This is a genomic window from Fonticella tunisiensis (assembly GCF_004364155.1).
GTDB lineage: Bacteria > Bacillota > Clostridia > Clostridiales > Caloramatoraceae > Fonticella > Fonticella tunisiensis.
Genome location: NZ_SOAZ01000009.1, coordinates 74734 through 98386, shown reverse-complemented (window position 1 = coordinate 98386; position 23653 = coordinate 74734). Strand labels below are relative to the sequence as shown.

The following is a 23653-nucleotide window of genomic DNA, read 5'->3' as shown; positions in this document are numbered from 1 at the left end:
TTATTTTGGGGAGATGTTAATATGCCGCAGTATTGTATAGGTGTAGATATAGGCACTACAAGCACCAAAGCTATAGTTTTCAATAAAGATGGACAGGTGATTTCAAAGTCATCGAGAGAATATCCCATATATTCAAATAGACCTTCCTTTAGAGAACAAAACCCCGATGAGATACTTGATGCCGTAAAGCATACTATAAAAGAATGTATTGAAAAATCGATGTTGCGTCCAGAGGAAATATCCTTTGTTTCCTTCAGTTCAATGATGCACAGCCTTATAGCTGTTGATAAGGATGGAATTCCCTTAACGGGCTGCATAATCTGGGCGGATAATAGAAGTGTTGCATATACAGAGGAGTTTAAAGCAAACGGTAGGGGGATTGAAATTTACAAGCGAACAGGAACCCCAACCCATCCAATGTCGCCTCTTTATAAAATAATGTGGCTCAGGGATAACGAGCCTTATATATTTAATAAAGCCCACAAGTTTATTTCAATTAAGGAATACGTATTCCTTAAATTCTTTAATGAATTTGTGGTGGACTACTCAATAGCCTCTGCCACAGGAATGTTCAATATCTTTGAGCTAAAATGGGACAAAGAGGCTCTCAAAGCCGCCGGAATAGATACGGAAAAACTATCAAAGCCGGTACCTACAACCTATTCTATGACGGGGCTTAAAAAAGATCTGTGCTCAGAGTTAGGGCTTACAGAAAATACGCCCTTTATTTTAGGTGCAAGCGATGGCTGTCTTGCAAACCTTGGGTCAAATGCCATAAAATCTGGCGTTGCCGCAGCAACTATTGGTACAAGCGGTGCGGTAAGGGTTGCCTTTGATAGGCCTGTTACAGACAGCAGGGGCAGGGTATTTTGCTATGTTTTGACTGAGAACAAATACATTGTTGGCGGACCCATAAACAACGGAGGAATAATATACAGGTGGTTCAGGGACAACTTCGGAGAGATGGAGGTTAAAAGGGCCGAGGAGATGGGAGTGGACAGTTATACTCTCCTTAATGAGTACATAAATAACACCGAACCTGGAAGCCACGGACTTATATTTCTTCCATTCCTTGCAGGGGAGAGGGCTCCCTACTGGAATGCAAATCTCAGAGGGGCTTTCCTTGGTATATCAGATGCCCATAAGAAGAGCCATTTTACAAGAGCAATAATTGAAGGTATATGTTATGATATGAACGATGTCTTTGAAGCTGTTAAGAATCTTGTTGGAAATGTAGAATTGGTATATGCGGATGGAGGCTTTACAAGGTCCGAGGAGTGGGTTCACATACTTTGCGATATTATGGATACGAAGGTTATTGTGCATAAGAACTATGAAAGCCCATGCCTCGGTGCAGTTATGCTTGGAATGCTTTCAACTGGAGAGATCGGAAAGCTTGAGGACTGCTCATTTATGTTTAAAGACTTTAAGGCCTATGAGGTAAGACAGGAAAACAGGGAAATCTATAAAAAGCTTTTTAAGGTTTACAGGCAGGCCGTTGATGGAATGATGCCTGTTTTTGAGATGCTGTCAAGTTTACAGAACAATGTTTAAAGAAGGTCAATTTTCCAAAGGACTCAAAACCTGATAATATAAGTGGCGCTGCATATTCCTAAGATTAAGGCCAACGAACAGTAGAGACATCCCTGGATCTTCATAAAAGCTGTTATTTTAGAATTTTATTCTAAAATAGCGGCTTTTTACAATTGAAAGCCCCATGTTCATACGCCTGTATATGAAAGAATTAGTATAATTTGAAGGAATGTTATATGTTTGATATGATAAATATTGAAAGCAACGCGTTGTACAGTTTTATTTTCAAAAGACTCTGTGATAAAATATATTATGCTTAAAACTACCCTTGCGCATAGAGGTTCTAAGGTTTAAGACAGATAACATGCCAAGTGAATTCGTTAAATTTCCTACGGTCAAATACAATTATACTAAGGTTTCTCAGCTGTCCTCACGCCAAGAACCTTTAATTGCTCGCTAAAACAGTTTGCTTCATATTTTTTATCACAGCTTATTAATATAGAAGAACCAACACAGCAGGTGAAAGTGGAAAAAGTTTTATAATGATTGATAAAGATAATGAAGACGAAAAAAGTTTTGAGGAGTGATACAATGGGAAGAAGTGGATTTTTAACTTTTTTAGCTGCATTGATTCCCGGCGTTGGCTATATGTACCTTGGACTTATTAAAAGGGGAGTTCAGGCGCTGGTGCTGTTTTTACTTATAGAACCTCTGTTTAACATCCTGGGAATAGGCGGACTTTCATACCTTGTACAAATACCCTTCGGATGCTTTACTTTCTTTGATACACTGTACCTTGCAAGGAGAATTGACATGGGAGAGAGGGTTGAGGACACGGACTTCATATTCTCCTACCATAATTTTAGTGATTTCTCAAAGGGAGGAGTAGACAGGATGAGAAAGAGGGCATTAAATGCAGCTGCTTTGATATTAATTGCTCTTGGAGTGCTGGCTATAGTTCACAACCTGTTTGGCGGTACAGAACTCTACAGGCTTGTTATGCATTATGTACGTTCCCTTTTTATGCCGGTACTTCTTATACTTGCAGGAGTATACATATTGATAAGAAAATCTTAAAGCTGGCCTTGTGCTGGCTTTTATTTATACCTGCCAGGCGGATGAAGCCAGATACTCATCACCTCTATGCGCCTTTTAAGGCCAAAACTAGCTCCGCATGAAACAAAATTTACCACAATATTATGAAAAAAGTTTCTAAATTAATCCGCTTTTCAGTTCAAAAACTTAAGCGAAGATAAAAAATATATGCAGGCCGCATTTTAGCAAGCAATTAGAAGTTCTTGGCACATAGGACGAAGCAGAGCCTTAGAAGGGTTCGTGGTGTCTGAGCGTAAGCGAGTTCATAAGCCTACTTAAGCTCTGCGAATCCGGTGCCATAGAACTTCTTTGCTAAGCGTAGCAGCGGCTGGAATATATTTTTATCGCAGCACCTACATGTAGATATTATCTACCTTTATTCCAATGGACTTTTTAGAGTAGCTATACATGAAACAAAATTCACTACAATATTATGAAAACAGTTTCAATAGTAATAATCTAAACTTAAACTAAGAAAGCTTTTATGTTTATCTTGACGTTTTGCAGTACCTAAGCGGAGATAAAAAATATATGAAATTCATATAAAGCGGGCAACTAGAAGTTCTAGGCGAAGGGATGCAGAAAAATCCTAGAACTTTCGTTTGTTTGAGAGAAGCGAGTTTAACGAAAGTTCTTGATTTTTCAAATCCCGAGCCATAGAACTTCTTTGCTAAGCGTGCTGGTGAATGAAATATATTTTTTATCGCAGCGTCCTCCTGTAGATATTTTATGCTTTATTCCAACGGACTTTTCAGAGTAGCACGACAAGTAAAATCAAATAGTTTAAACAGGCTAATGAATATCTGCACAAATGGTAATTTCTATAGTAACTCATTGCTTAATAATGTATAATATAGTAGATAGTTACATTTTATGATTGAGACCAAACGGGTAAAATCGATACTACCCCAGGTCTTTTGGGAGGATGGGCTAATGAAAAAACAAAGCTTCAGACTGGCATTTGGAATAATGCTTATTTTAATATTGATTTTCCATTTTTTTCAGAATTATAATATCAAAATACAACCTCCATCCAACAAATGGGGTAAGGAAGTTCTTATTTCCCAGGGCAGAATAAAATCACATCCAAAGATTATAAAAGTTAACGATAACTATGTTTTGGCCCACGATGATGGGGATAAAATAAGGGTATTTATTTTAGACAAACTTGGAAATAAGCTAAAGGAACAGACTGTCGAGGCCAATGACACCCTGGTGAGAAACCTAAACCTTTTATATGATGGAAAAAATATATATATTAATTGGATCATAACGAATAACGGAGTTAAAATTTTAAACAATATAAAACTCGACGACAGCTTAAAATCTGTAGAGAGTTGGTATGAAAAGGATATAGATGAATCAGTACAAATTGATAACGATGTTTTTGCAATATCCTCCGGAAACAAAATCGAGGTAAGAAATATCAGGACAAACGAAACAACTTCCGTAAAGGCTGATATTTCGGGGTACCTTACAGCTGCAAAGACTAAAGAGGGTTACATAGTTGCCTTCCTTGATAACGATCAAAACTTTAAATATTTTACAATCGTTAATAGCAGAGCAAGCAGTGTAATGCCGGCAGGCAGAGTAAATAAGGATAACTTTGAAGTCTTCAACGGCACTGCAATAGGTGTTGATGATAAATACGGTTATATATTAATTGAGAGTAAGAACAGGGGGCAATTTGGAAAAGTTAAAATCCTCTCCTTTAAACTCGATGGAAGCGGATATCAAACAAAGGATTTGAACATAGATTTCATAAATTATATATATAATCCGATATCGCTGCCCCAAGGCGATGGAGCTGAATTTATGGCTGGTTCTGAAAGAATATATGGTAAAAAGAATGCCCAGTATGACATAATAGATTTTGTCTTTAAAGATGGAAAAATATCAGAATACAATTTCGTAACCAGAACGAAAGAAGCTACAGTATTTCCTGCCTGGGCCGATGGTACAGCTATATTCTGTGACTATTTTGGAAACGATAAATATAATGTATATATGACATCCATGGATGATTCATTTAAAGAAAGGTTTAATGGCATAAGGAGTTCAGAGGTAAAGGAAGCTGCAGGAGACACCCTGGTTCAGGCCATCTACAGCCTTGCGTATTTATTTGTTTTAGGGATGAGGTGGATACTTATTGGTGAGGTTTTGGCTTCAACCATGACCCTTTTTGCACATGCACTCACCAGGGGCAAGAAAAAAATATTTTTCTCAGCAACATACATTTTCACGGCGCTTATTAAACTATATGTTATAAATAAAGTTTTCTATACCCAGTACAGAGGTTTGATGTCAGGGGTGCTTTCAACCCCGGCTGCAGGAGCTGCTGCCGCATTAATCCTTAGTTTTGTCACCTTTCTTTATGGATACATAGAGTATAATAGGGATATGGACTCAATGCCCATTATAAGCTATACAAAGTCAGTATTAATAGATGCAGTTTTAACGTTGATGCTTTTCGTGCCCTTTATTTTTTAATAGTTGTTGACAAAAAAATCTATGTATTTTAATATATTTATTAAAAATATATATAAAGGTTATGACGAAGAGGAGTAGGCGGATACATCCTTAAAGAGAGGAGAGCCCACCGGCTGAAAGGCTTTCTAAGGAAATGGCTGCCGAAGGTAGCTTCCGAGCTTTCCATCTGAATTTTTAGTAGGATGGGACGGTTTAACCGTTATAGATATGAGTGCCGGCTTCAGCCGGAAATAAGGTGGTACCGCGGTCCCTCCGTCCTTTTTTGGACGGTGGGGCTTTTTATTTGGGGGTGATAAATATGGACTTTATAAGTATACTTTTAATACTTATAGGTTCCATAATGGTCTATGGAACTAAGCATATATTTAAAGTTTTTAAACAAAATGCCGATGATAAAAGGATATTAACAGTAAAACTCATCGGACTTTTAATCGGCTTAATTGGATTTTTGAGAATATTTGATATTATATAGGAGGGATTACGATGGAAGAGAGCAAAAACATTGCTAAAACCTATAATCCAAGGGATTTTGAGGAAAGGCTTTACAACGAGTGGCTTGAAAGTGGATATTTCACCCCGGAGGTGGATTTTGATAAAAAGCCCTTTACCATAATGATGCCGCCGCCAAATATAACCGGTCAGCTTCATCTCGGGCATGCACTTGATAACACCCTGCAGGATGTATTAATAAGGTGGAAGAGAATGCAGGGATATTCAGCCCTCTGGCTTCCAGGAGAGGACCATGCAAGCATTGCAACTGAAGTCAGGGTTGAAAGGGAGCTTGCAAAGCAGGGATTAAACAAGAAGGAAATGGGGCGTGAAAAGTTCCTTGAAAGGGTATGGGACTGGACACGGGAATATAGAAGCAGAATTAAAAATCAGTTTATGAAGATGGGGATTTCATGCGACTGGTCCAGAGAAAGGTTTACAATGGACGACGGCTTAAGCAGAGCCGTTAGGGAGGTTTTTGTAAGGCTTTATGAAAAGGGCCTTATATACCAGGGAAACAGGATTATAAACTGGTGTCCAAAATGCCAGACAGCCATTTCAGATGCAGAGATAGAGTACAGCGAAAGGGAGGGCCATTTCTGGCATATAAAATACCCTGTAAAAGACAGCGATGAATATATAATAATTGCAACCACCAGGCCTGAAACTATGCTTGGAGACGTTGCAGTAGCCGTAAACCCTGAGGATAAAAGGTATAAGCACCTTGTTGGAAAAACTCTTGTACTTCCACTTGTAAACAGGGAAATACCGGTGATTGCAGATTCATACGTAGACATGGAGTTTGGAACGGGAGCAGTTAAAATCACGCCTGCCCATGATCCAAATGACTTCGAAGTAGGGCTAAGGCACAACCTTGAACAGATAGTTGTTATGAATGAAGACGGTACAATGAATCACAGGGCAGGAAAATACGAAGGAATGGACAGATATGAGGCGAGAAGGGCAATCGTCAATGACCTTGAGGGACTTGGCCTTCTTGTTAAGGTACAACAGCACACCCACAACGTTGGAAGCCACGACAGGTGTGGAACAGTAGTTGAACCACTCCTTTCAAAGCAGTGGTTCGTAAGGATGAAGTCCCTTGCAGAGCCCGCCATTAAAGCCGTTAAGGAAGGCAAGGTGGAGTTTATTCCAGAGAGATTTTCAAAAATATACTTCAACTGGATGGAAAACATTCAGGACTGGTGTATATCAAGGCAGCTGTGGTGGGGGCACAGAATCCCCGTGTGGTACTGCGATGATTGCGGAGAAGTTATAGTATCGGTGGATGAACCAGCCTCCTGCGGAAAATGCGGCTCCCACAGGCTCCGTCAGGATGATGATGTGCTTGACACATGGTTCAGCTCAGCCCTGTGGCCATTCTCAACCCTTGGATGGCCAGATAACACTGAGGATTTAAAGTATTTCTATCCAACGGACGTCCTTGTAACGGGCTATGACATTATATTCTTCTGGGTTGCAAGGATGATATTCTCAGGGATTGAGCAGATGGGAGAGGTGCCCTTTAAAAAGGTTCTGATTCACGGTATTGTAAGGGATTCAGAGGGAAGGAAGATGTCAAAATCCCTTGGAAACGGAATCGATCCACTTGAGGTTATAGAGCAGTACGGTGCAGACGCATTGAGGTTCAGCCTGGCAACTGGAAACTCACCGGGAAACGATTTGAGATTCTATATGGAAAGGGTTGAGGCTGCAAGAAACTTTGCAAACAAGACATGGAACGCTGCAAGGTTTGCCCTCATGAACCTCGATGAAAACCTGATGAAAAAGTACGAAGAAGACATTGAAAGCCTTAGAAACTCAGCTGATAAATGGATTGTAAGCAGGCTCAACACAGTTGTTAAGGAGGTTACAGATAACTTGACCAAGTTTGAAATTGGAATAGCTGCCCAAAAGATTTACGATTTCATATGGACAGAGCTTTGCGACTGGTATATTGAGCTTGTAAAACCAAGGCTCTATGGAGATGATGAAAGGAGCAGGGCCTCGGCCCAGATAACCCTTAGGGAAGTTCTAATAGACAGCCTAAAGCTTCTCCATCCATTTATGCCCTTTATAACGGAGGAAATATATCATCATTTAACTGATGAAACTCCATCCATTGTGGTTTCAAAATGGCCTGAATATGATGAGGCTAAAAACTTTGAAGAAGAAGTTAGAGCTATGGGCCATATTATAGAGGCTATAAGGTCTATTAGAAATATTAGGGCTGAAATGAACGTTTCAAATTCAAGAAAGGCAAAGCTTATGATAATACCAGCATCAGACGATGCAAGAAATGCCTTTGAGGAAGGAAAAATATACTTTGAAAGGCTCGCTTCAACCTCTGAAACCCTTTTCCCATCAAGGGAGGAAATCCCTCACGACGCTGTTTCAGTTGTAATTTCCGGTGGGGAAATATTCATTCCTATGGAAGACCTTATAGATAAGGAGAAGGAAATAGAAAGGCTCACAAAGGAGAAGGAAAGGCTTGAAAGGGAAGTTGAGAGGGTAGATAAAAAGCTGTCAAACCCAGGATTCCTTTCAAAGGCACCGGAGAGGGTAGTAAACGAAGAAAGGGAAAAGAAGAAGAAGTATCAGGAGATGCTGAATAAGGTTGTTGAAAGGTTAAACAGTTTAATATAGGTAATTATTGTGGATGCTTTGATGCATCCACAATAATTATATTCGAAAGAGGTGAAGGCATGAATTATAATGAAGCCCTTAAATTTATAGAAAATACGGGAAAATTCGGAATGAATCTGGGTCTTCAGAGGATTGAAAGGCTCTGTGAGCTTTTTGGAAACCCTGAAAAGGATTTGAGATTCATACACGTTGCAGGCACCAACGGAAAGGGTTCGACAACTACATTTATATCTGAAATACTCATGGCGCAGGGATATAAGGTAGGTATATACACCTCTCCATATATTGAAAGGTTCACAGAAAGGATTAAAATAAACAGAAATGAAATAGGCGAAGATGACGTTGCAAGGCTCGTTGAAGAAATAAAGCCTAACATAGAAAGGGCCATATCTGAAGGGCTTGAACACCCCACAGAGTTTGAAATAATAACTGCATGTGCCTTTAAATATTTTAAGGAGCAGGAGGCAGACTTTGTAGTTCTTGAAGTAGGCCTGGGAGGAAGGTTTGACGCAACTAATGTGGTGAAACCGGTTTTATCTGTCATAACAACAATAAGTTATGATCACACCAACATACTTGGAGACACTCTCTCGAAAATTGCATTTGAAAAGGCAGGCATCATAAAAGAATTCGTTCCTGTTGTCATCTATCCCCAGGAAGACGAAGCCATGGAGGTTATTTTAAAAGTTGCAAAGGATAAGAACGCTCCGGTATATCTAGTAGAGGATTATGACTATGAAATAGTAAAAAACTCCATTGATGGAATAGTATTTAACGTAAAGGGTAAGAGCACATATAAAAACCTTCACTTGTCAATGTTGGGCGAACATCAGATAAGGAATTCAATGACAGCTATTGCAGCCATAGAAGCCATGAGGGAAATGGGATATGAAATCTCCGGAGGCTCTATATATAACGGTCTTAAGAACGCAATATGGCCGGGAAGGTTTGAGGTTGTAAATAAAGCTCCCTGCATAATACTTGATGGCGCCCACAACATGCAGGGCATGGAAGTACTTGTAAAATCGATTAAAAAATACTTCCATGATAAAAAAGTAAGGGTAGTAACGGGAATGCTCAGGGATAAGGACTATATCCATATGGTTAATGAGCTTTTGAAAATCACTAAATCCTTCATAACAGTTGCTCCCGACAGCCCAAGGGCCCTTTCGTCTAAAGAGTTAAAAGGGGTAATTGAGGGCTGCGGTGGAGATGCTCTGGCTGTAAATTCTATAGAGGATGCGGTAAAAATTGGTCTTGAAATTACTGGGGAGGACGAAGTACTTCTATTTTGTGGATCCCTGTATATGATTGGAGCTGCCAGGAGGATTTTAAGAGTGCTTTTAAATAGGGAAACGTTTTAAAGGAATTCTGAACAAGTTAACCCCTTCACCGCCGTGCAAATTTTTTTGTAAAATTTATATACTTTGTACACTTTTTTGAAAATCCGCAATATATTGAATATATAAGCACTTGTGTGGAGGAAACCGTTTGAAACGTGAAACGCTGGAGATGGTTAAAAAGTCCCAGAGGCTATACTTCCTGGCTCTTAAATTTGAAAATAGACTCCCAAAGGCTGTTGTTGAATATTCAAAGAAGATTTGTAATGATTATACAAAGATTGCTAAGGAAATGAATCTATGCTGCGATGTAGAAGGTTTAATAGATAAAATTCTAAAATAGCGCCAGCTTCTGACGCTATTTTATTTGAAAAAATCCATTAATTTATCATATATATCCTTATAATTTTTCTTCCATACTCCACAAATGTGCCTTGCTTCATCATTTGAAGATGCCGGAAGTTTGAGGTCAATAAGAATATCTTCGCCTTCCCTCAGCTTAAGATTTACCATGAACCTGCTGTTTCCCAGAGGTTCATACTCTGAGAATACCTCTATATCCTTCTTTATACTTGATATATGGCTATTTATATATTTATCTATTGTATCCTTCTTACTTTCAGGTATTCTGTTGTAGAAAAACTCCAATACATCTTTGCCCCTTGAAGTTATGGTAAGCATATGCCACTTGTCTTCTTTTGTATCTTTTATAAATCCGCTCTCTATTAGTTCCGACAGATATTGTTGAAGAGAAAAATAGTCAATGAGGTTGTTTTCAAGTATTATCTGAGTAATATGGGAATTGGACAGTGGAATATTCAATTTGTCGAATATATATAATAAAAGGAGCTTGTTTTCTGCAAGTTCCGTAGTATTTTTGAACATATGGAAGCCTCCTTGATATTATAGGACTATATATTTATTATAACAATATAGAATAAAAAGTATCAAGAAAAAAAGCCCTCATCAGAGGGCCTTTGTCTATATTTTCTCTGGTCTATTTCCCTGAAGGATCTGCTTTTCAGCAAGGTGTACCAATCTCTTAACCATTGTTCCTCCAACTCTTCCACAGTCCCTTGAAGTTATATTGCCCCAGTAGTCTTCAGAACCCTGGTGAACTGGAATAGCAAACTCTGCTGCTATTTCATATTTCATGTTATCAAGTAAACTGTGGGCTTCTGGAACCAGCTGTGTCCTTCCAGATCCTCTTTGTCCTGCTGCCATTTCCATTCCTCCTTATATGTATATTTTTCCATGGGGGAAAAACATTTATCATGTTTTGTAATATTAATATGTGCAGGATTTTAATATATATGTTAGTAATTTGCTGGCAAAGGAGATATATAAAGTAACTTGTTGTGCTAGTTTAGGAGCTGAGCGGAGATAAAAAATATATGAAATTCACATAAAGCGGGCAATTAGAAGTTCTAGGCGAAGGGATGCAGAAAAATCCTAGAACTTTCGTGACTTAAGCAAGGCGAGTTTAACGAAAGTTCTTGATTTTTCAAATCCCGAGCCTTAGAACTTCTTTGCAAAGCGTACTGGTGAATGAAATATATTTTTTATCGCAGCATCGATCTGTAAATTTGTCTGGCGCAACGAGTTAAAGTAATTAAATATAATCCATTATAATAAAATATATTGAAATGCTTGGAGGAGGAAGGAAATTTTGAAGGTCTTTTATGTTAAACGTTCAATAATAATAAATTTGATGCTTGTTTTTTGTATAGTTACCGTTTCGGTCATATATTCACTTGGTGAAGGATTTAATTTCATAGATGTGCTTGTTAATACCCGAAAGGATATACCTATATACTCTGTAGAAAGAAATGACAAAAAGATTGCCATCAGTTTCGATGCAGCATGGGGCTCAGAGTATACAGATGAGATTTTAAAAATACTTGAAAAGAACGATGTGAAGGCTACCTTCTTTCTGGTGGGAAGCTGGGTGGATAAATATCCCGATCAAGTTAGGAGGATATATGATATGGGGCATGAAATAGGAAATCACTCTGCAACCCATCCCCACTTTACGCAGCTTGATGTACAGAAAATGAAGGAAGAGATATTTATAACAAGCGATAAAATTAAAAACATCACAGGGGTGGGAACGTCAGTTTTCAGGCCTCCCTTTGGAGATTATAACAGCGATGTTGTTAAGGCAGTTAAGGAAGCAGGCCACTACTGCATTCAGTGGGATGTGGACTCCCTTGATTGGAAAAACCCCGGGGAGGAATTTATAATAAACAGGGTTACGAATCAAGTAGGAAGCGGTTCCATAGTACTTTTTCATAATAATGCAGAGCAGACGCCAAAGGTTTTAGATAAAATTATAAAGGATCTTAAGAAAAAGGGCTATGAGTTTGTGAAAATATCAGAATTAATATATAAAGAAAACTACTATATTGATCATACCGGAAGGCAGAGGCCTGTAAAACAATAACGTAAGTATAAAAATTATATTAAATTTGTCGAATGAATGGAGTGTGTGTATTTACATAGGTTAATTTCGTATATAAATAGACCTTCAATGTAGAAGGGAAAGGAGTTTAAATGCAGAATATATAAAATAATAAAAATTGCTGCCATATAATTTACCTGCATCGACGAATAAATTTATCCTTTTATGAGCAATATAACAAGAAAACAACCCGGGGTGATTGTATGGTGACAATTGGAATTTTAGGAAGCAGGGGAAAATCTGCAGTTGCAGAAATAATTGAAAAGGAGCTTATAAAGGTAGGCAAGGGAGTTTATATAATAGGTACGAAGGAAGACAGCGTCAAAGAGTTTATGAAGTTATTTACGGACCAGATTGACTATGTAATAATTGAAATATCAAGGGAGGATATACTTGGAAAACACCTGGATAAAATAAAATTCGACATACTCATAATAACAACCCTGAAGAAGGAAAATGAGGAACTTTTACAATCGATCCAGAGCTTAATAAAAAGCATAAAGGAAAATGGATATATAATATTCGATTCAGATTCAATACAGCAAATAAACTTTACATGTGATAAAGTCTATCCAATTACCTACGGGCTGAATGGAAAAACAACTGTTACGGCATCAAGCATTCAGGAAGTTGATGGTTTATACTTCAGTTACTGCCTTCAAAGGGGAATATATACGCTGACAAATTCAATAGTACAATCCTTCGAAAAACCTGTAAAAGTTATAGGAAATTACGACGACGTGTACTATTATTTAGCTGCCTTTACATGTTTGCTGGTGATTGGTGAGCTGAGGATTTAAACTATCCAGATTAAGGTCATTAGTATTCAGCAAACAATTTGCAATAATAAAAAAATTTGGTCATATTTTCCCCATTTCCTTAATATCTATATTTTAGAAATCATTTTTATTTAGTTGAAAATACGAAGGGAGAGGGATGGGTAAATGGTAGACAACTTGTTGCAAACTAACAAAGTATACATCGAGGGCAGGGTTGTAGAAGGACTTACATTCAGCCATGAAATGTATGGAGAAGGGTTCTACAATACCAAGGTGGAGGTTCCAAGGCTTAGTGAAGCGATGGACATACTACCTGTAACCGTTTCCGAAAGATTAATTGCGTCGCTCAATATGGACATAGGAAGCCTTATCAGTATCGAAGGACAGTTAAGATCCTATAACAAGTTTGTTGATGGGGCCAACAGGCTTATTTTAACGGTATTCGCCAGGGATGTAAAAAACATCAACGAAATTTCAAAAAGTCCCAACCAGATATTTCTGGATGGTTTTATATGCAAACCTCCGATTTACAGAACTACGCCCTTTGGGAGGGAAATAACGGACCTGTTAATTGCAGTAAACAGGCCATACAACAAATCAGATTACATACCGATTATTGCCTGGGGGAGAAATGCAAGGTTTTCAAGCCTTCTTGAGGTAGGGTCCCATATCAAGGTATGGGGAAGAATTCAAAGCAGGGAATATGAAAAGAAGCTTTCTGAGGACAACGTTGTAAAAAGGGTTGCCTATGAGGTATCCATTTCAAAGATGGAAAGCATAGGCGATAAGGATAAGGAAGAGGTTGAAGCAGACAATAATGAAAAATAGAGTCTGTACAAAACACAGACTCTATTTTCTTAAATCATCAAGAAGCTGAGTCTTATCCTTTGTCTTATCGTCAACACGCTTTATAACCCTTGCAGGAGTTCCTGCAACAACCACTCCGCTTTCAACGTCTTCTGTAACAACAGAACCTGCAGCAACAACGGAGCCTGAGCCTATTTTAACTCCTTCAAGTATTACTGCATTGGCGCCTACAAGGACGTTGTCTCCTATTATAACGGGTTCCTTGCTTGGAGGTTCAAGTACACCTGCAATAACTGCACCTGCACCTATATGGCAGTTTTTTCCTATCTTACCTCTTGCGCCAACAACGGCATTCATATCGATCATGGTGCCTTCACCAATTTCAGCTCCAATATTAATAACTGCACCCATCATAATAACAGCATTTTTTCCTATTGAAACCCTGTCCCTTATTATCGCTCCGGGTTCAATTCTAGCTTCGACGTTTCTTATATCTAAAAGTGGTATTGCTGAATTTCTTCTGTCATATTCAACCTTATATTTTTTTATAACATCCTTATATTTATGTAGGAAATCATCTACAGCACTGCTTTCTCCAAACAATACATAGAAATTGCCTTCGCCGTATATTTCTATACCGTCTTCGGATATACCCTTAAGATCTCCATCAACATAGGCCTTTACAGGCGTAGCTTTTTTAGCTTCCTTAATAAATTTTGCAATTTCATAGGGATTAGTAAGATCATATTCCTTTTTAAGCTCCATATAAACACGCTCCTTGGTATAATATTAGTATAACAATTGATAAATATATCTATATTAACTTGTTGTACTAGTAAAGAATTAGCTCTGCATGAAACCATATTCACCACAATTAAGCTAAGAAAGCTTTTATATTTACCTTAACCTTTTGCAGCAACTAAGGGTCGATAAAAAATATATGAAATTCACATTTTTCAAATCCCGAGCCTTAGAACTTCTTTGCTAAGCGTGCTGGTGAATGAAATATATTTTTTATCGCAGCGCCCTCCTGTTTATTTTTTCTTCTTTTATTCCAATGGACTTTTCAGAGTAACACAACAAGTTATATTAGGATTTAATATAATATAACATTGATATATTTATTTGTCAAACTAAAGAAACAAATCCTTCGATTCTATCAAGGGCCTCCTTAAGTACCTCCATGGAATAAGCATATGAAATCCTTACATATCCTTCTCCATATTCCGAAAATGCATCTCCAGGCACAACTGCAACACCACATTTTTCCAAAAGATTAAGGGCAAAATCAAGGGACTTCATCCCAAACTTTTGAATTGAGGGAAATATGTAAAATGCTCCCTCAGGCCTTTCAACCTCAAATCCCATTGACACAAGTCTGTCATACACGTAATCCCTACGCCTTTTATATTCGTCTCGCATGGCTTTTGAATCGCTTATACCATTTGTAAGGGCCTCGAGGGCAGCATACTGGCTTATGGAGGAGGCACAGGTTGAATTATACTGATGAACCTTAAGCATATGTTTTGTAATGTAAGCAGGTGCAAAGGTGAATCCAATTCTCCAGCCAGTCATGGAGTGGGATTTTGAAAGGCCGTTTATAACCACTGTTTTTTCCCTCATCCATGGGAAGGATGCAATGGAACAGTGTTCTCCCTCGTATACAAGCTCACTGTATATTTCATCCGATAATATGAATATATTTTTGTCCCTTAATAGTAGTGCAATATCCTCAAGGACGTTTCTATCCATTGCGCGCCCGGTTGGGTTGGAGGGATATGGGAGTACTATGCACTTTGTTTTATCTGTTATGACCTTACCTATAAGCTCAGCGTTAAGCCTGAACCCATTATCCCTGGTGTCTATATGTACGGGAATGCTCCCACAAAGTTTTATAATGGGCTCGTACCCTGGATAAACTGGGCCTGGAAGAATTACTTCATCTCCTTTATTTAAAATCGTCCTTAGTGCAATATCGATAGCTTCGCTTGCACCGTTTGTAACGATTATTTCATCCTCAGGATTGTATGAAAGTTTATATTTATTATATAGAAAATTTCCTGCAGCCTTTCTCAGCTCAATAAGCCCTGCGTTATGCGTATAGATCGTTTTATTTCCATCAATTGCTTTTTTTGCAGCTTCCTTAATATGATCTGGTGTAGGAAAATCCGGCTGACCTATTGTAAGAGAAATTGCATCCTTATAGTTTGCTATCATATTATAAAATTTTCTTATCCCCGATATCTTAATACCGCGGACATCTTCATTCAGCATTTCTTCCATAATCTTTTACCTCCTATATAAATCTGACCTGGCGCTGCCAGGTCAGATTTGATCTATCCTTCAATTACATCCTTCATACTGTACAATCCAGCTTCCTTACCAACGATATATTTTGCGGCCCTTACAGCTCCGTGGGCAAATACATCCCTTGACAGTGCGGTATGGCTTATCTCTATGATTTCCCCGGGACCTGCAAAGATAACGTCATGCTCTCCAACTATTGCACCGCCCCTTACAGCATGTATCCCTATCTCCTTTTTCTCCCTCTTCTGAGTTTTAGAATGTCTTCCATAAACATATTCCAAACCGTTTTCAAGGGAGTCGTTTATTGCATCTGCAATCATAAGGGCAGTTCCGCTTGGAGAGTCGAGCTTCTGGTTGTGGTGCTTTTCAATTATCTCTATGTCAAAATCCCCATAAAGTGCTGAAGCAGCCTGCTTTACAAGGGAAAGTAAAAGGGTTATGCCAATTGACATGTTGGATGAGTTTAGTATGGGTATTTTCTTTGATGCTTCAAACATCCTTTTCTTTTCCTCAGGCGAAAATCCCGTTGTACATATTACAAGGGGAACGTTTTTTTCTATACCATAGCGAAGTATATCATCAAGGCACAGATGATTTGAAAAATCTATAAGTACGTCAACACTTTCAGCTACCTTATCCAGGCTTTCGTATACTGGATAGGGGTTTTTTATCCTGTCAAAATTTTTGTCAACCCCGCATACAACTTCCATGCCAGGGGTTTCTGATATGATTCTTGTCAGAACCTGACCCATTCTTCCATTACAACCGTGCAATAAAACCTTCATAATTTCACCTCTAGAATTCAATTCCATATGCAGCCATTTCCTTCTTTAATATCTCAAGGTTCTTTGATGACATTTCAACAAGCGGGAGCCTTAATGACCCGACATTCATTCCCATAAGGTTCATGGCAGCTTTAACAGGTATTGGATTTGTTTCTATAAATAGGGCTTTAACAAGGGGGAACATCTTAAGCTGAATCTCAAGTGAGCCCTTTATATCGCCGCTGAAATATTTCTCGCAAAGCTCATGGGTATCCCGTGGAAGAATATTTGCTACAACGGATATAACTCCCTTTCCGCCAAGGGCAAGTATTGGAACTATTTGATCGTCATTTCCTGAGTATATGTCAAGCCTATCCCCGCAAAGTGCCGCAATTTCAGTTATCTGGGATATGTTTCCGCTTGCTTCCTTAACTGCTGCGATGTTTTTAACCTTTGAAAGCTCATATAATGTTTCTGGAAGAAGATTAAAACCCGTTCGCGATGGAACGTTGTATATTATAATTGGCTTTGTTACAGCTTCGGCGATGGCTTTAAAGTGCTCTATGGCACCCCTTTGGGTTGTTTTGTTGTAATAGGGTGTAATAACGAGGAGACCATCAACTCCAATGTTGTCAGCCCACCTGCTCATTTCAACGGCGGCCTTTGTATTGTTACTTCCTGTTCCGGCAATTACAGGTATTCTTCCCTTTACTACATCCACTGTAAATTTTATGGTTTCCTTTCTTTCCTGTTCGCTCATGGTCGAAGCTTCGCCAGTGGTTCCACATATTATAATAGCATCGGTTTTTTCTGCTATATGCCACTCCAACAGTTCTTCAAGCTTTTTGAAATCTACGCCATCTTCATTAAATGGGGTTACGATGGCAACGCCCGATCCCGTGAAAAGGCTCATATAAATCATCCTTTCTTTAATTATTTAATTATATTATATGCAGTAAGGGTAGTACATTGCAATTTAAAAGAATCTACTGTAATTATAGTTTAACTCGTTGTGCTAGTTCAGGGGCTGAGGGTCGATAAAAATATATGTAATTCACATTTTTCAAATTCCGAGCCTTAGAACTTCTTTGCCAAGCGTACTGGTGAATGAAATATATTTTTTATCGAAGCGCCTATCTGCAAATTTATCTAGCACAACGAGTTAATTTACTCTAAGTTAATTCATATAACTAAAACCATTCACCCATAGGGAAAGGTGAAAACGGATGCATGACTTACAAACAGAATTTTAATGAGTTTTAAAATTTTATTTTACTTTATAAGAAGCTCTGCAATTTGAACAGCGTTTGTTGCGGCACCCTTTCTTATGTTGTCAGCTACAACCCACATATTAATGCCGTAATCTACACTTTCATCCCTTCTTATTCTTCCAACGAAGACTTCATCCTTACCTTCTGCATAAAGAGGGGTAGGATAAATGTTTTTGGATGGGTCGTCCATTAAAACAACTCCAGGGCTGTTATGAAGCACACGATATACGTCCTCCATGTTAAAATCCCTTTCAAACTCTACGTTAATGGATTCGCTGTGTCCATAATAAACAGGAACCCTTACAGTGGTTGCAGTAACCTTTAAATCAGGCCTGTGCATTATCTTCCTCGTTTCATTTATCATCTTCATTTCTTCCTTGGTGTATCCATTATCTAAAAACACATCGATGTGAGGAAGCATGTTGAATGCTATTGGGTGAGGGAACTTCTTTGGAGGTTCTCCCTCAATGCCTTTTTTGAGGTCGTTAAATCCACCAAGTCCTGCACCGGAAACAGCCTGATATGTCGAGTATACTATTCTTTTAATTTTAAAACTGCTGTCAAGGGGCTTTAAAGCAACAACAGCCTGTATTGTGGAGCAGTTGGGGTTTGCGATGATCCCTTTATGCCACTTTATATCCTCCGGGTTAACTTCTGGAACCACAAGGGGAACTTCATCGTGCATTCTCCATGCGCTGCTGTTATCTACAACTATACATCCCTTGGAAGCAGCAATTGGAGAGTATTTTAAGCTGGTATCTCCTCCAGCAGAAAAAAGGGCTATGTCTATTCCTCTGTCAAATGAGTCTTCCTTGAGCTCCTCAACTACATATTCATTGTTTTTAAAATTAAGGGTGCTTCCGGCGGATTTTTTAGAAGCAAAAAGGTAAAGTTCATCTATAGGAAAATTTCTTTCCTCAAGTACCTTCAAAAAGGTTCTGCCAACCATACCGGTAGCACCTACTACAGCAAGTTTAACGCCCATTATTATACCTCCTATAAATTGATATATAAATATACATTAATAAAATTATTATAACACAAAGGTAATTTAATAGCTAAAAGTAACTTAAATTAGTTTTGCCACTCTGAAAAGCCCATTGGAATAAAAGTAGAAAATATCTAAAGGCCGACGCTGCAATAAAAAATATATTTCATTCACCAGTACGCTCAGCAAAGAAGTTCTAAGGCTCGGGATTTGAAAAATCAAGAACTTTCGTTAAACTCGCCTTGCTTAAGTCACGAAAGTTCTAGGATTTTTCTGCATCCCTTCGCCTAGAACTTCTAATTGCCCGCTTTATGTGAATTTCATATATTTTTTATTTCCGCTTAGGTACTGCAAAACGTTAAGGTAAATATAAAAGCTTTCTTAGCTTAGGTTTAGATTATTACCAATGAAACTGTTTTCATAATCTTATGGTGAATTTCGTTTCATGTTGTGCCAGTTTAACACAAAGAATATAAACCGAAAAATCATTGCAAAAATTTTTTAAAATGAAATATAATACGGAGAAAGTTGAAGAAATATAAACTTAATTCTGATATATGGCAATTATTTTCGATTTGTTAATGAAAAATACATAATTGACAAAGTTATTTGAGGGTGATAATATACATAAAAAGCAACTTGTCCATTTTAAAATTGCAAATTGTACATATAAAATGCGCGAAATGTGTCGAAAAATAAAATATATGATTTATGTTCAATCTAAAATCTTAAAAATATAAAAATGATATAAGTTTATAAAAATTGAATTTTGTATCTTAACTCTTTCAACTATTTTTATATTTTGTGAATTAACTGGAATAGGAGTTTTGTTTTTCTCATATAATTCATTAAAAAATATTATTTTTTTGAATTTGTAGAAGGAATTACCGTATTTATAAAGAATTAGCATGCTTATATACCCGTTGTGTATATATAAATACATTAAATTGGGAGATAAAAAATTAATACAACCAAGCTTATAACTGCTGATGGCGGTTATAAATATAAATAAAACATTAAAAAAGGGGGAATATGTTAATGAAAAGCAAAAAAATGTTTGCTGCCGTGGTTGCATTTGTGCTTGCTCTTTCAGTAGGGCTGACTGGATGCGGCAAAAGCCAGCAGGCAGGCAACAACTCAAATGATAAGATTGATAAGGATCAGTACTTAAATCTTATCCTTCCAGCCGATGTTAAGACTCTTGACAGCTCAAAGGCTACAGACTCATATTCAGGCCAGATAATTGGCGAAGTAATGGAGGGTATGACAAGAATAACAAACGATGGACAGAAGGATAAGGTTGAACTTGCCGGGGCAGAAAAGATTGACAAGTCAGAGGATGGCCTTACATGGACATTCCATTTAAGGGACTATAGCTGGTCAGATGGTAAGAAGGTAACAGCTGAAGACTTTAAATATGCATGGCTCAGGTTGCTCGACCCAAATACTGCATCGGATTATGCATACTTCATATTTGATATAAAGAACGCTGCAGAATATAACGCTGGTAATGCAAAGGCAGAGGATGTTGGGATTAAAGTTATCGACGAGAAGACGCTTCAGGTAACTTTAAACAACCCTGTTCCATATTTTGATCAAATCGTTGCATTTAAAAACCTTGTTCCTCTAAGAAAGGATATCGTTGAGGCAGCTGGAGAAACATATGGACAGGATCCAGCCAAGCTTGTATACAACGGACCATTCGTAGTTGAACAGTGGGTAAAGGGTTCAAAGGTTGTTCTTAAGAAGAATGAAAAGTATTGGGATGCAAAAAGCGTTAAACTTCAAACCGTTAACTTCCAGGTTGTAAAGGAAGAAGCTTCAAGGATGAAGATGTTTGAAACAAAACAGCTTGACGCAGTAGGAGCCAGAGGAGAATACCTCACAAAGTATAAGGAACAGGCTCAAAAGGGACAGATTGCATACATGACAGGATATGCACCATCATCAACATACGTATTCTTTAACGTAAACGATAAGTCAAAGGTATTTTCAAGCCCGAAGGTAAGGCTTGCATTCTCCCTTGCACTTGATAGGGAAGACTATGTAAAGAATGTAATGAAGAGATACTATGCTGCCTATGGATGGGCTCCATATGCACTGTTAAATGGGGATAAGGAATACAGAAAGGAAGTTCCGGAGCCTCTAAAGGCCGCCATGGAGCAGTACAAGGATCCAAAGGCACTGTTCCAGGAAGGATTAAAGGACCTTGGACTTGATCCAAACAAGCAGTATGAGTTCTTATATCTCTCATCAGGAACGGATACACTTACAAGAACCCTCGATGAATGGTATCAGAAGCAGTGGGAAACAAAGCTTGGAGTGAAGATTAAGATTGAGTCAACTTCAGACTTCCCACAATTCGTCGATAGAGTAGACAGAGGAGAATATCAAATAAGTGCAATGGGCTGGGCAGGTGACTACAACGATCCGATGACCTTCTTCGATATGTTTACAACAGGAAATGGTAATAACCCAGGAAAGTGGAGCAACAAGGATTATGACGCTCTTGTTGACAAGGTTAGAAAGGAAGCTGACTTCAACAAGAGACTTGAACTATTCAAACAAATGGAAGAGATACTCGTTGTTAAGGACGCAGGTATAGCTCCAGTGGCATACAGGGATAAGCACCTGTTCCTGCAGAATTACGTAAAGGGCTTCCAGGCACCATTATTCGGAATGGATTACGAAATTAAATACGCTTATACAAGCGGAAGACAATAATAGATTTAATATACTACAACGGGGCGAACACCCCGTTGTAGTATATATATATTATTAAGGGAGGATGTGAAATGACCAGATTTGTAATAAGAAGACTGGGGTATATGGTTCTTACCATGTGGGTAATTATAACCGTAACCTTTTTCCTGATGAACACAATCCCAGGGGACCCTATAAGCGTTAAGGCCAAGAAATTGCCTCCTCAGATACAGGAAAATATCAGGAGAAAATACGGCTTGGACAAGCCGGTATATTTGAGATATATAGATTATCTAAAAAATGTAATTAAGGGAGATCTTGGAGAGTCCATTGAAACTCCAGGACTAACTGCAAATCAAATAATTCGTGAGAGATTTCCCGTATCGGCAAGGCTCGGTCTTCAGGGGGTGACTTTTGGACTGATAATAGGACTAATTCTTGGGATAGTGGCTGCCTTTAGGAGAAATTCATGGATTGATTACCTGGTTATGTTCATCGCCATTTTAGGTATTTCAGTTCCGAGCTTTGTTATTGCCGTACTTTTGCAGTACTTCTTTTCAGGTGGTATTCTGCCGACGGTTGGATGGCCTACGGTAAACGTCTGGACTTCAGGATTTAAATTTACAATTCTTCCTACAATAGCATTAAGCTTTGGAAGTATTGCAACCTATGCAAGGTATATGAGGGCTTCAGTGCTCGATGTAGTAAACCAGGACTATATACTTACGGCTAGGGCAAAGGGAGTTTCAAACGTTGCAATCATATGGAAGCACATTATTCGAAACGCAATTCTCCCCATTATCACAATACTTGGACCGCAAATTGCGGGGGTTATAACAGGTTCCTTTATAATTGAAAGAATATTTTCCATCCCAGGTCTTGGTGAATATTATGTGCAGAGCATTAACAACAGGGATTATACCATGATAATGGCAACTACAATATTCTTTGCAGCACTATACATCATATCGCTTTTGGTTGTTGACATATTGTACGGTGTAATTGACCCGAGAATTAGAGTAACAGGCGAAAAGAGATAGGGGTGAGATTATGTTAGAGCTAAACAAGGAAAAGTTTCAGATTATAGGCTGTGAAAATGAAGATGCAGAGGCCATATTAAGACCCAATATAACCTACTGGCAGGATGCATGGAGAAGATTAAAGCAGAACAAATTAGCCATGTTTTCCATGGCGATTCTTATGATAATAGTGCTTATGACTATAATCGGCCCATATTTAACAAAATATAAATTCGATGAGCAGTTCACAAACATATCGAATCAGAGGCCGTCAGCGGAGCACTGGTTCGGTACTGATCAGCTTGGAAGGGACATGTTTGCAAGAACATGGGTTGGAGGAAGGATATCCATTGCAATAGGTATTATTGGTACTATTATTGAAGTAATCGTCGGCTGTATCTATGGAGGCATAAGCGGGTACTACGGCGGGCTTGTGGATGACATAATGATGAGAATTGTAGAAGTTATAAACAGCATTCCATACCTCATAGTTGTTATACTTGTTTCCGTGGTACTTGGTCAGGGTCTTGGTTCTCTAATTATTGCACTGGTTATAACGGGATGGGTTGGAATAGCTCGTATCATCAGAGGTCAGGTAATGCAGCTTAAGGAATCCGAGTATGTTCTTGCTGCCCAGGCGCTTGGGAGCGATCCGGGAAGAATAATTACAAGGCATCTCATCCCAAATACTATAGGCGTGCTTATAGTTTACGTTACCTTCAGCATTCCCGGGTTTATATTTGCTGAGGCTTTCTTAAGCTTTATAGGTCTTGGAGTACAGCCTCCTATGACCAGCTGGGGTGCTATGGCAGCCTTTGGTCAGACGGTATTCGAATTTTATCCCCATGAACTTTTCTTCCCTGCAGCTGCAATATGTTTAACTATGATAGCTTTCAACTTGCTCGGCGACGGACTAAGGGACGCACTTGATCCAAAACTACGTCAATAAGGAGGTAGCAAA

General features: G+C 38.4%; 20 protein-coding genes and 1 other annotated feature. Of the genes, 13 read left to right on the top strand and 7 right to left on the bottom strand.

The features are described 5' to 3' along the window. Positions 1-21: 21 nt before the first annotated feature. From EDD71_RS07090 to EDD71_RS07065, 7 genes are all read left to right on the top strand, one after another. Positions 22-1554, top strand: coding sequence for a gluconokinase (locus tag EDD71_RS07090; protein ID WP_133628047.1), 1533 nt, complete (start codon positions 22-24; stop codon positions 1552-1554). 537 nt (positions 1555-2091) lie between these two features. Continuing rightward, the gene (locus EDD71_RS07085; protein ID WP_166636380.1) at positions 2092-2610 is read left to right on the top strand and encodes a hypothetical protein; all 519 of its coding nucleotides are present in this window, start codon (positions 2092-2094) and stop codon (positions 2608-2610) included. 951 nt (positions 2611-3561) lie between these two features. Beyond that, positions 3562-5118 carry a hypothetical protein gene (locus EDD71_RS07080; RefSeq protein ID WP_133628045.1) on the top strand — a complete coding sequence of 519 codons (1557 nt, stop codon included), beginning with the start codon at positions 3562-3564 and terminating at the stop codon, positions 5116-5118. A 52-nt stretch (positions 5119-5170) separates the two neighbouring features. Next, positions 5171-5381 (top strand) — a binding site (T-box leader). A gap of 35 nt (positions 5382-5416) precedes the next feature. Next, entirely contained in the window at positions 5417-5590 is a 174-nt protein-coding gene (locus EDD71_RS15270) for a hypothetical protein (protein WP_166636379.1), read from the top strand. A gap of 11 nt (positions 5591-5601) precedes the next feature. After that, positions 5602-8253 (top strand): valine--tRNA ligase, encoded by a 2652-nt coding sequence (locus tag EDD71_RS07075; RefSeq protein WP_133628044.1) that lies wholly within the window; start codon positions 5602-5604, stop codon positions 8251-8253. Positions 8254-8312: 59 nt separating this feature from the next. Next, entirely contained in the window at positions 8313-9617 is a 1305-nt protein-coding gene (locus EDD71_RS07070; RefSeq protein WP_133628043.1) for a bifunctional folylpolyglutamate synthase/dihydrofolate synthase, read from the top strand. A gap of 127 nt (positions 9618-9744) precedes the next feature. Next, entirely contained in the window at positions 9745-9936 is a 192-nt protein-coding gene (locus tag EDD71_RS07065) for a hypothetical protein (RefSeq protein ID WP_133628042.1), read from the top strand. 20 nt (positions 9937-9956) lie between these two features. Here EDD71_RS07065 and EDD71_RS07060 read toward each other — a convergent pair whose 3' ends face one another. Both EDD71_RS07060 and EDD71_RS07055 read right to left on the bottom strand, forming a co-directional pair. Continuing rightward, a complete protein-coding gene (locus tag EDD71_RS07060; protein ID WP_133628041.1) occupies positions 9957-10478 on the bottom strand; it encodes a DUF4364 family protein in 522 nt (173 codons plus the stop codon). 96 nt (positions 10479-10574) lie between these two features. Next, positions 10575-10817 carry an alpha/beta-type small acid-soluble spore protein gene (locus EDD71_RS07055; protein WP_133628040.1) on the bottom strand — a complete coding sequence of 81 codons (243 nt, stop codon included), beginning with the start codon at positions 10815-10817 and terminating at the stop codon, positions 10575-10577. 445 nt (positions 10818-11262) lie between these two features. On the opposite strand from EDD71_RS07055, the gene pdaB reads away from it, so the two are divergent. From pdaB to EDD71_RS07040, 3 genes are all read left to right on the top strand, one after another. Continuing rightward, entirely contained in the window at positions 11263-12036 is a 774-nt protein-coding gene (gene pdaB, locus EDD71_RS07050; protein ID WP_133628039.1) for a polysaccharide deacetylase family sporulation protein PdaB, read from the top strand. A gap of 221 nt (positions 12037-12257) precedes the next feature. Further along, a complete protein-coding gene (locus EDD71_RS07045) occupies positions 12258-12854 on the top strand; it encodes a Mur ligase family protein (RefSeq protein ID WP_133628038.1) in 597 nt (198 codons plus the stop codon). Positions 12855-12998: 144 nt separating this feature from the next. Next, positions 12999-13661 (top strand): single-stranded DNA-binding protein, encoded by a 663-nt coding sequence (locus tag EDD71_RS07040; RefSeq protein WP_133628037.1) that lies wholly within the window; start codon positions 12999-13001, stop codon positions 13659-13661. A gap of 21 nt (positions 13662-13682) precedes the next feature. Here EDD71_RS07040 and dapD read toward each other — a convergent pair whose 3' ends face one another. The 5 genes from dapD to EDD71_RS07015 form a co-directional block, all read right to left on the bottom strand. Continuing rightward, on the bottom strand, positions 13683-14405 hold the full coding sequence (gene dapD / locus EDD71_RS07035) for a 2,3,4,5-tetrahydropyridine-2,6-dicarboxylate N-acetyltransferase (protein WP_133628036.1): 723 nt from the start codon (positions 14403-14405) through the stop codon (positions 13683-13685). 363 nt (positions 14406-14768) lie between these two features. Next, positions 14769-15923, bottom strand: coding sequence for an aminotransferase A (locus EDD71_RS07030; protein ID WP_133628035.1), 1155 nt, complete (start codon positions 15921-15923; stop codon positions 14769-14771). A 53-nt stretch (positions 15924-15976) separates the two neighbouring features. Further along, positions 15977-16735, bottom strand: coding sequence for a 4-hydroxy-tetrahydrodipicolinate reductase (gene dapB, locus EDD71_RS07025; RefSeq protein ID WP_133628063.1), 759 nt, complete (start codon positions 16733-16735; stop codon positions 15977-15979). Between the two features lie 7 nt (positions 16736-16742). Further along, the gene (gene dapA, locus EDD71_RS07020; protein WP_133628034.1) at positions 16743-17624 is read right to left on the bottom strand and encodes a 4-hydroxy-tetrahydrodipicolinate synthase; all 882 of its coding nucleotides are present in this window, start codon (positions 17622-17624) and stop codon (positions 16743-16745) included. A 359-nt stretch (positions 17625-17983) separates the two neighbouring features. Next, entirely contained in the window at positions 17984-18967 is a 984-nt protein-coding gene (locus tag EDD71_RS07015; RefSeq protein WP_207669298.1) for an aspartate-semialdehyde dehydrogenase, read from the bottom strand. Between the two features lie 1041 nt (positions 18968-20008). On the opposite strand from EDD71_RS07015, the gene EDD71_RS07010 reads away from it, so the two are divergent. From EDD71_RS07010 to EDD71_RS07000, 3 genes are all read left to right on the top strand, one after another. Then, positions 20009-21694, top strand: coding sequence for a peptide ABC transporter substrate-binding protein (locus EDD71_RS07010; RefSeq protein ID WP_166636378.1), 1686 nt, complete (start codon positions 20009-20011; stop codon positions 21692-21694). Positions 21695-21765: 71 nt separating this feature from the next. Continuing rightward, entirely contained in the window at positions 21766-22713 is a 948-nt protein-coding gene (locus EDD71_RS07005) for an ABC transporter permease (RefSeq protein ID WP_133628031.1), read from the top strand. A 10-nt stretch (positions 22714-22723) separates the two neighbouring features. Then, a complete protein-coding gene (locus EDD71_RS07000) occupies positions 22724-23641 on the top strand; it encodes an ABC transporter permease (protein WP_133628030.1) in 918 nt (305 codons plus the stop codon). The last annotated feature ends 12 nt before the right edge of the window (positions 23642-23653 follow it).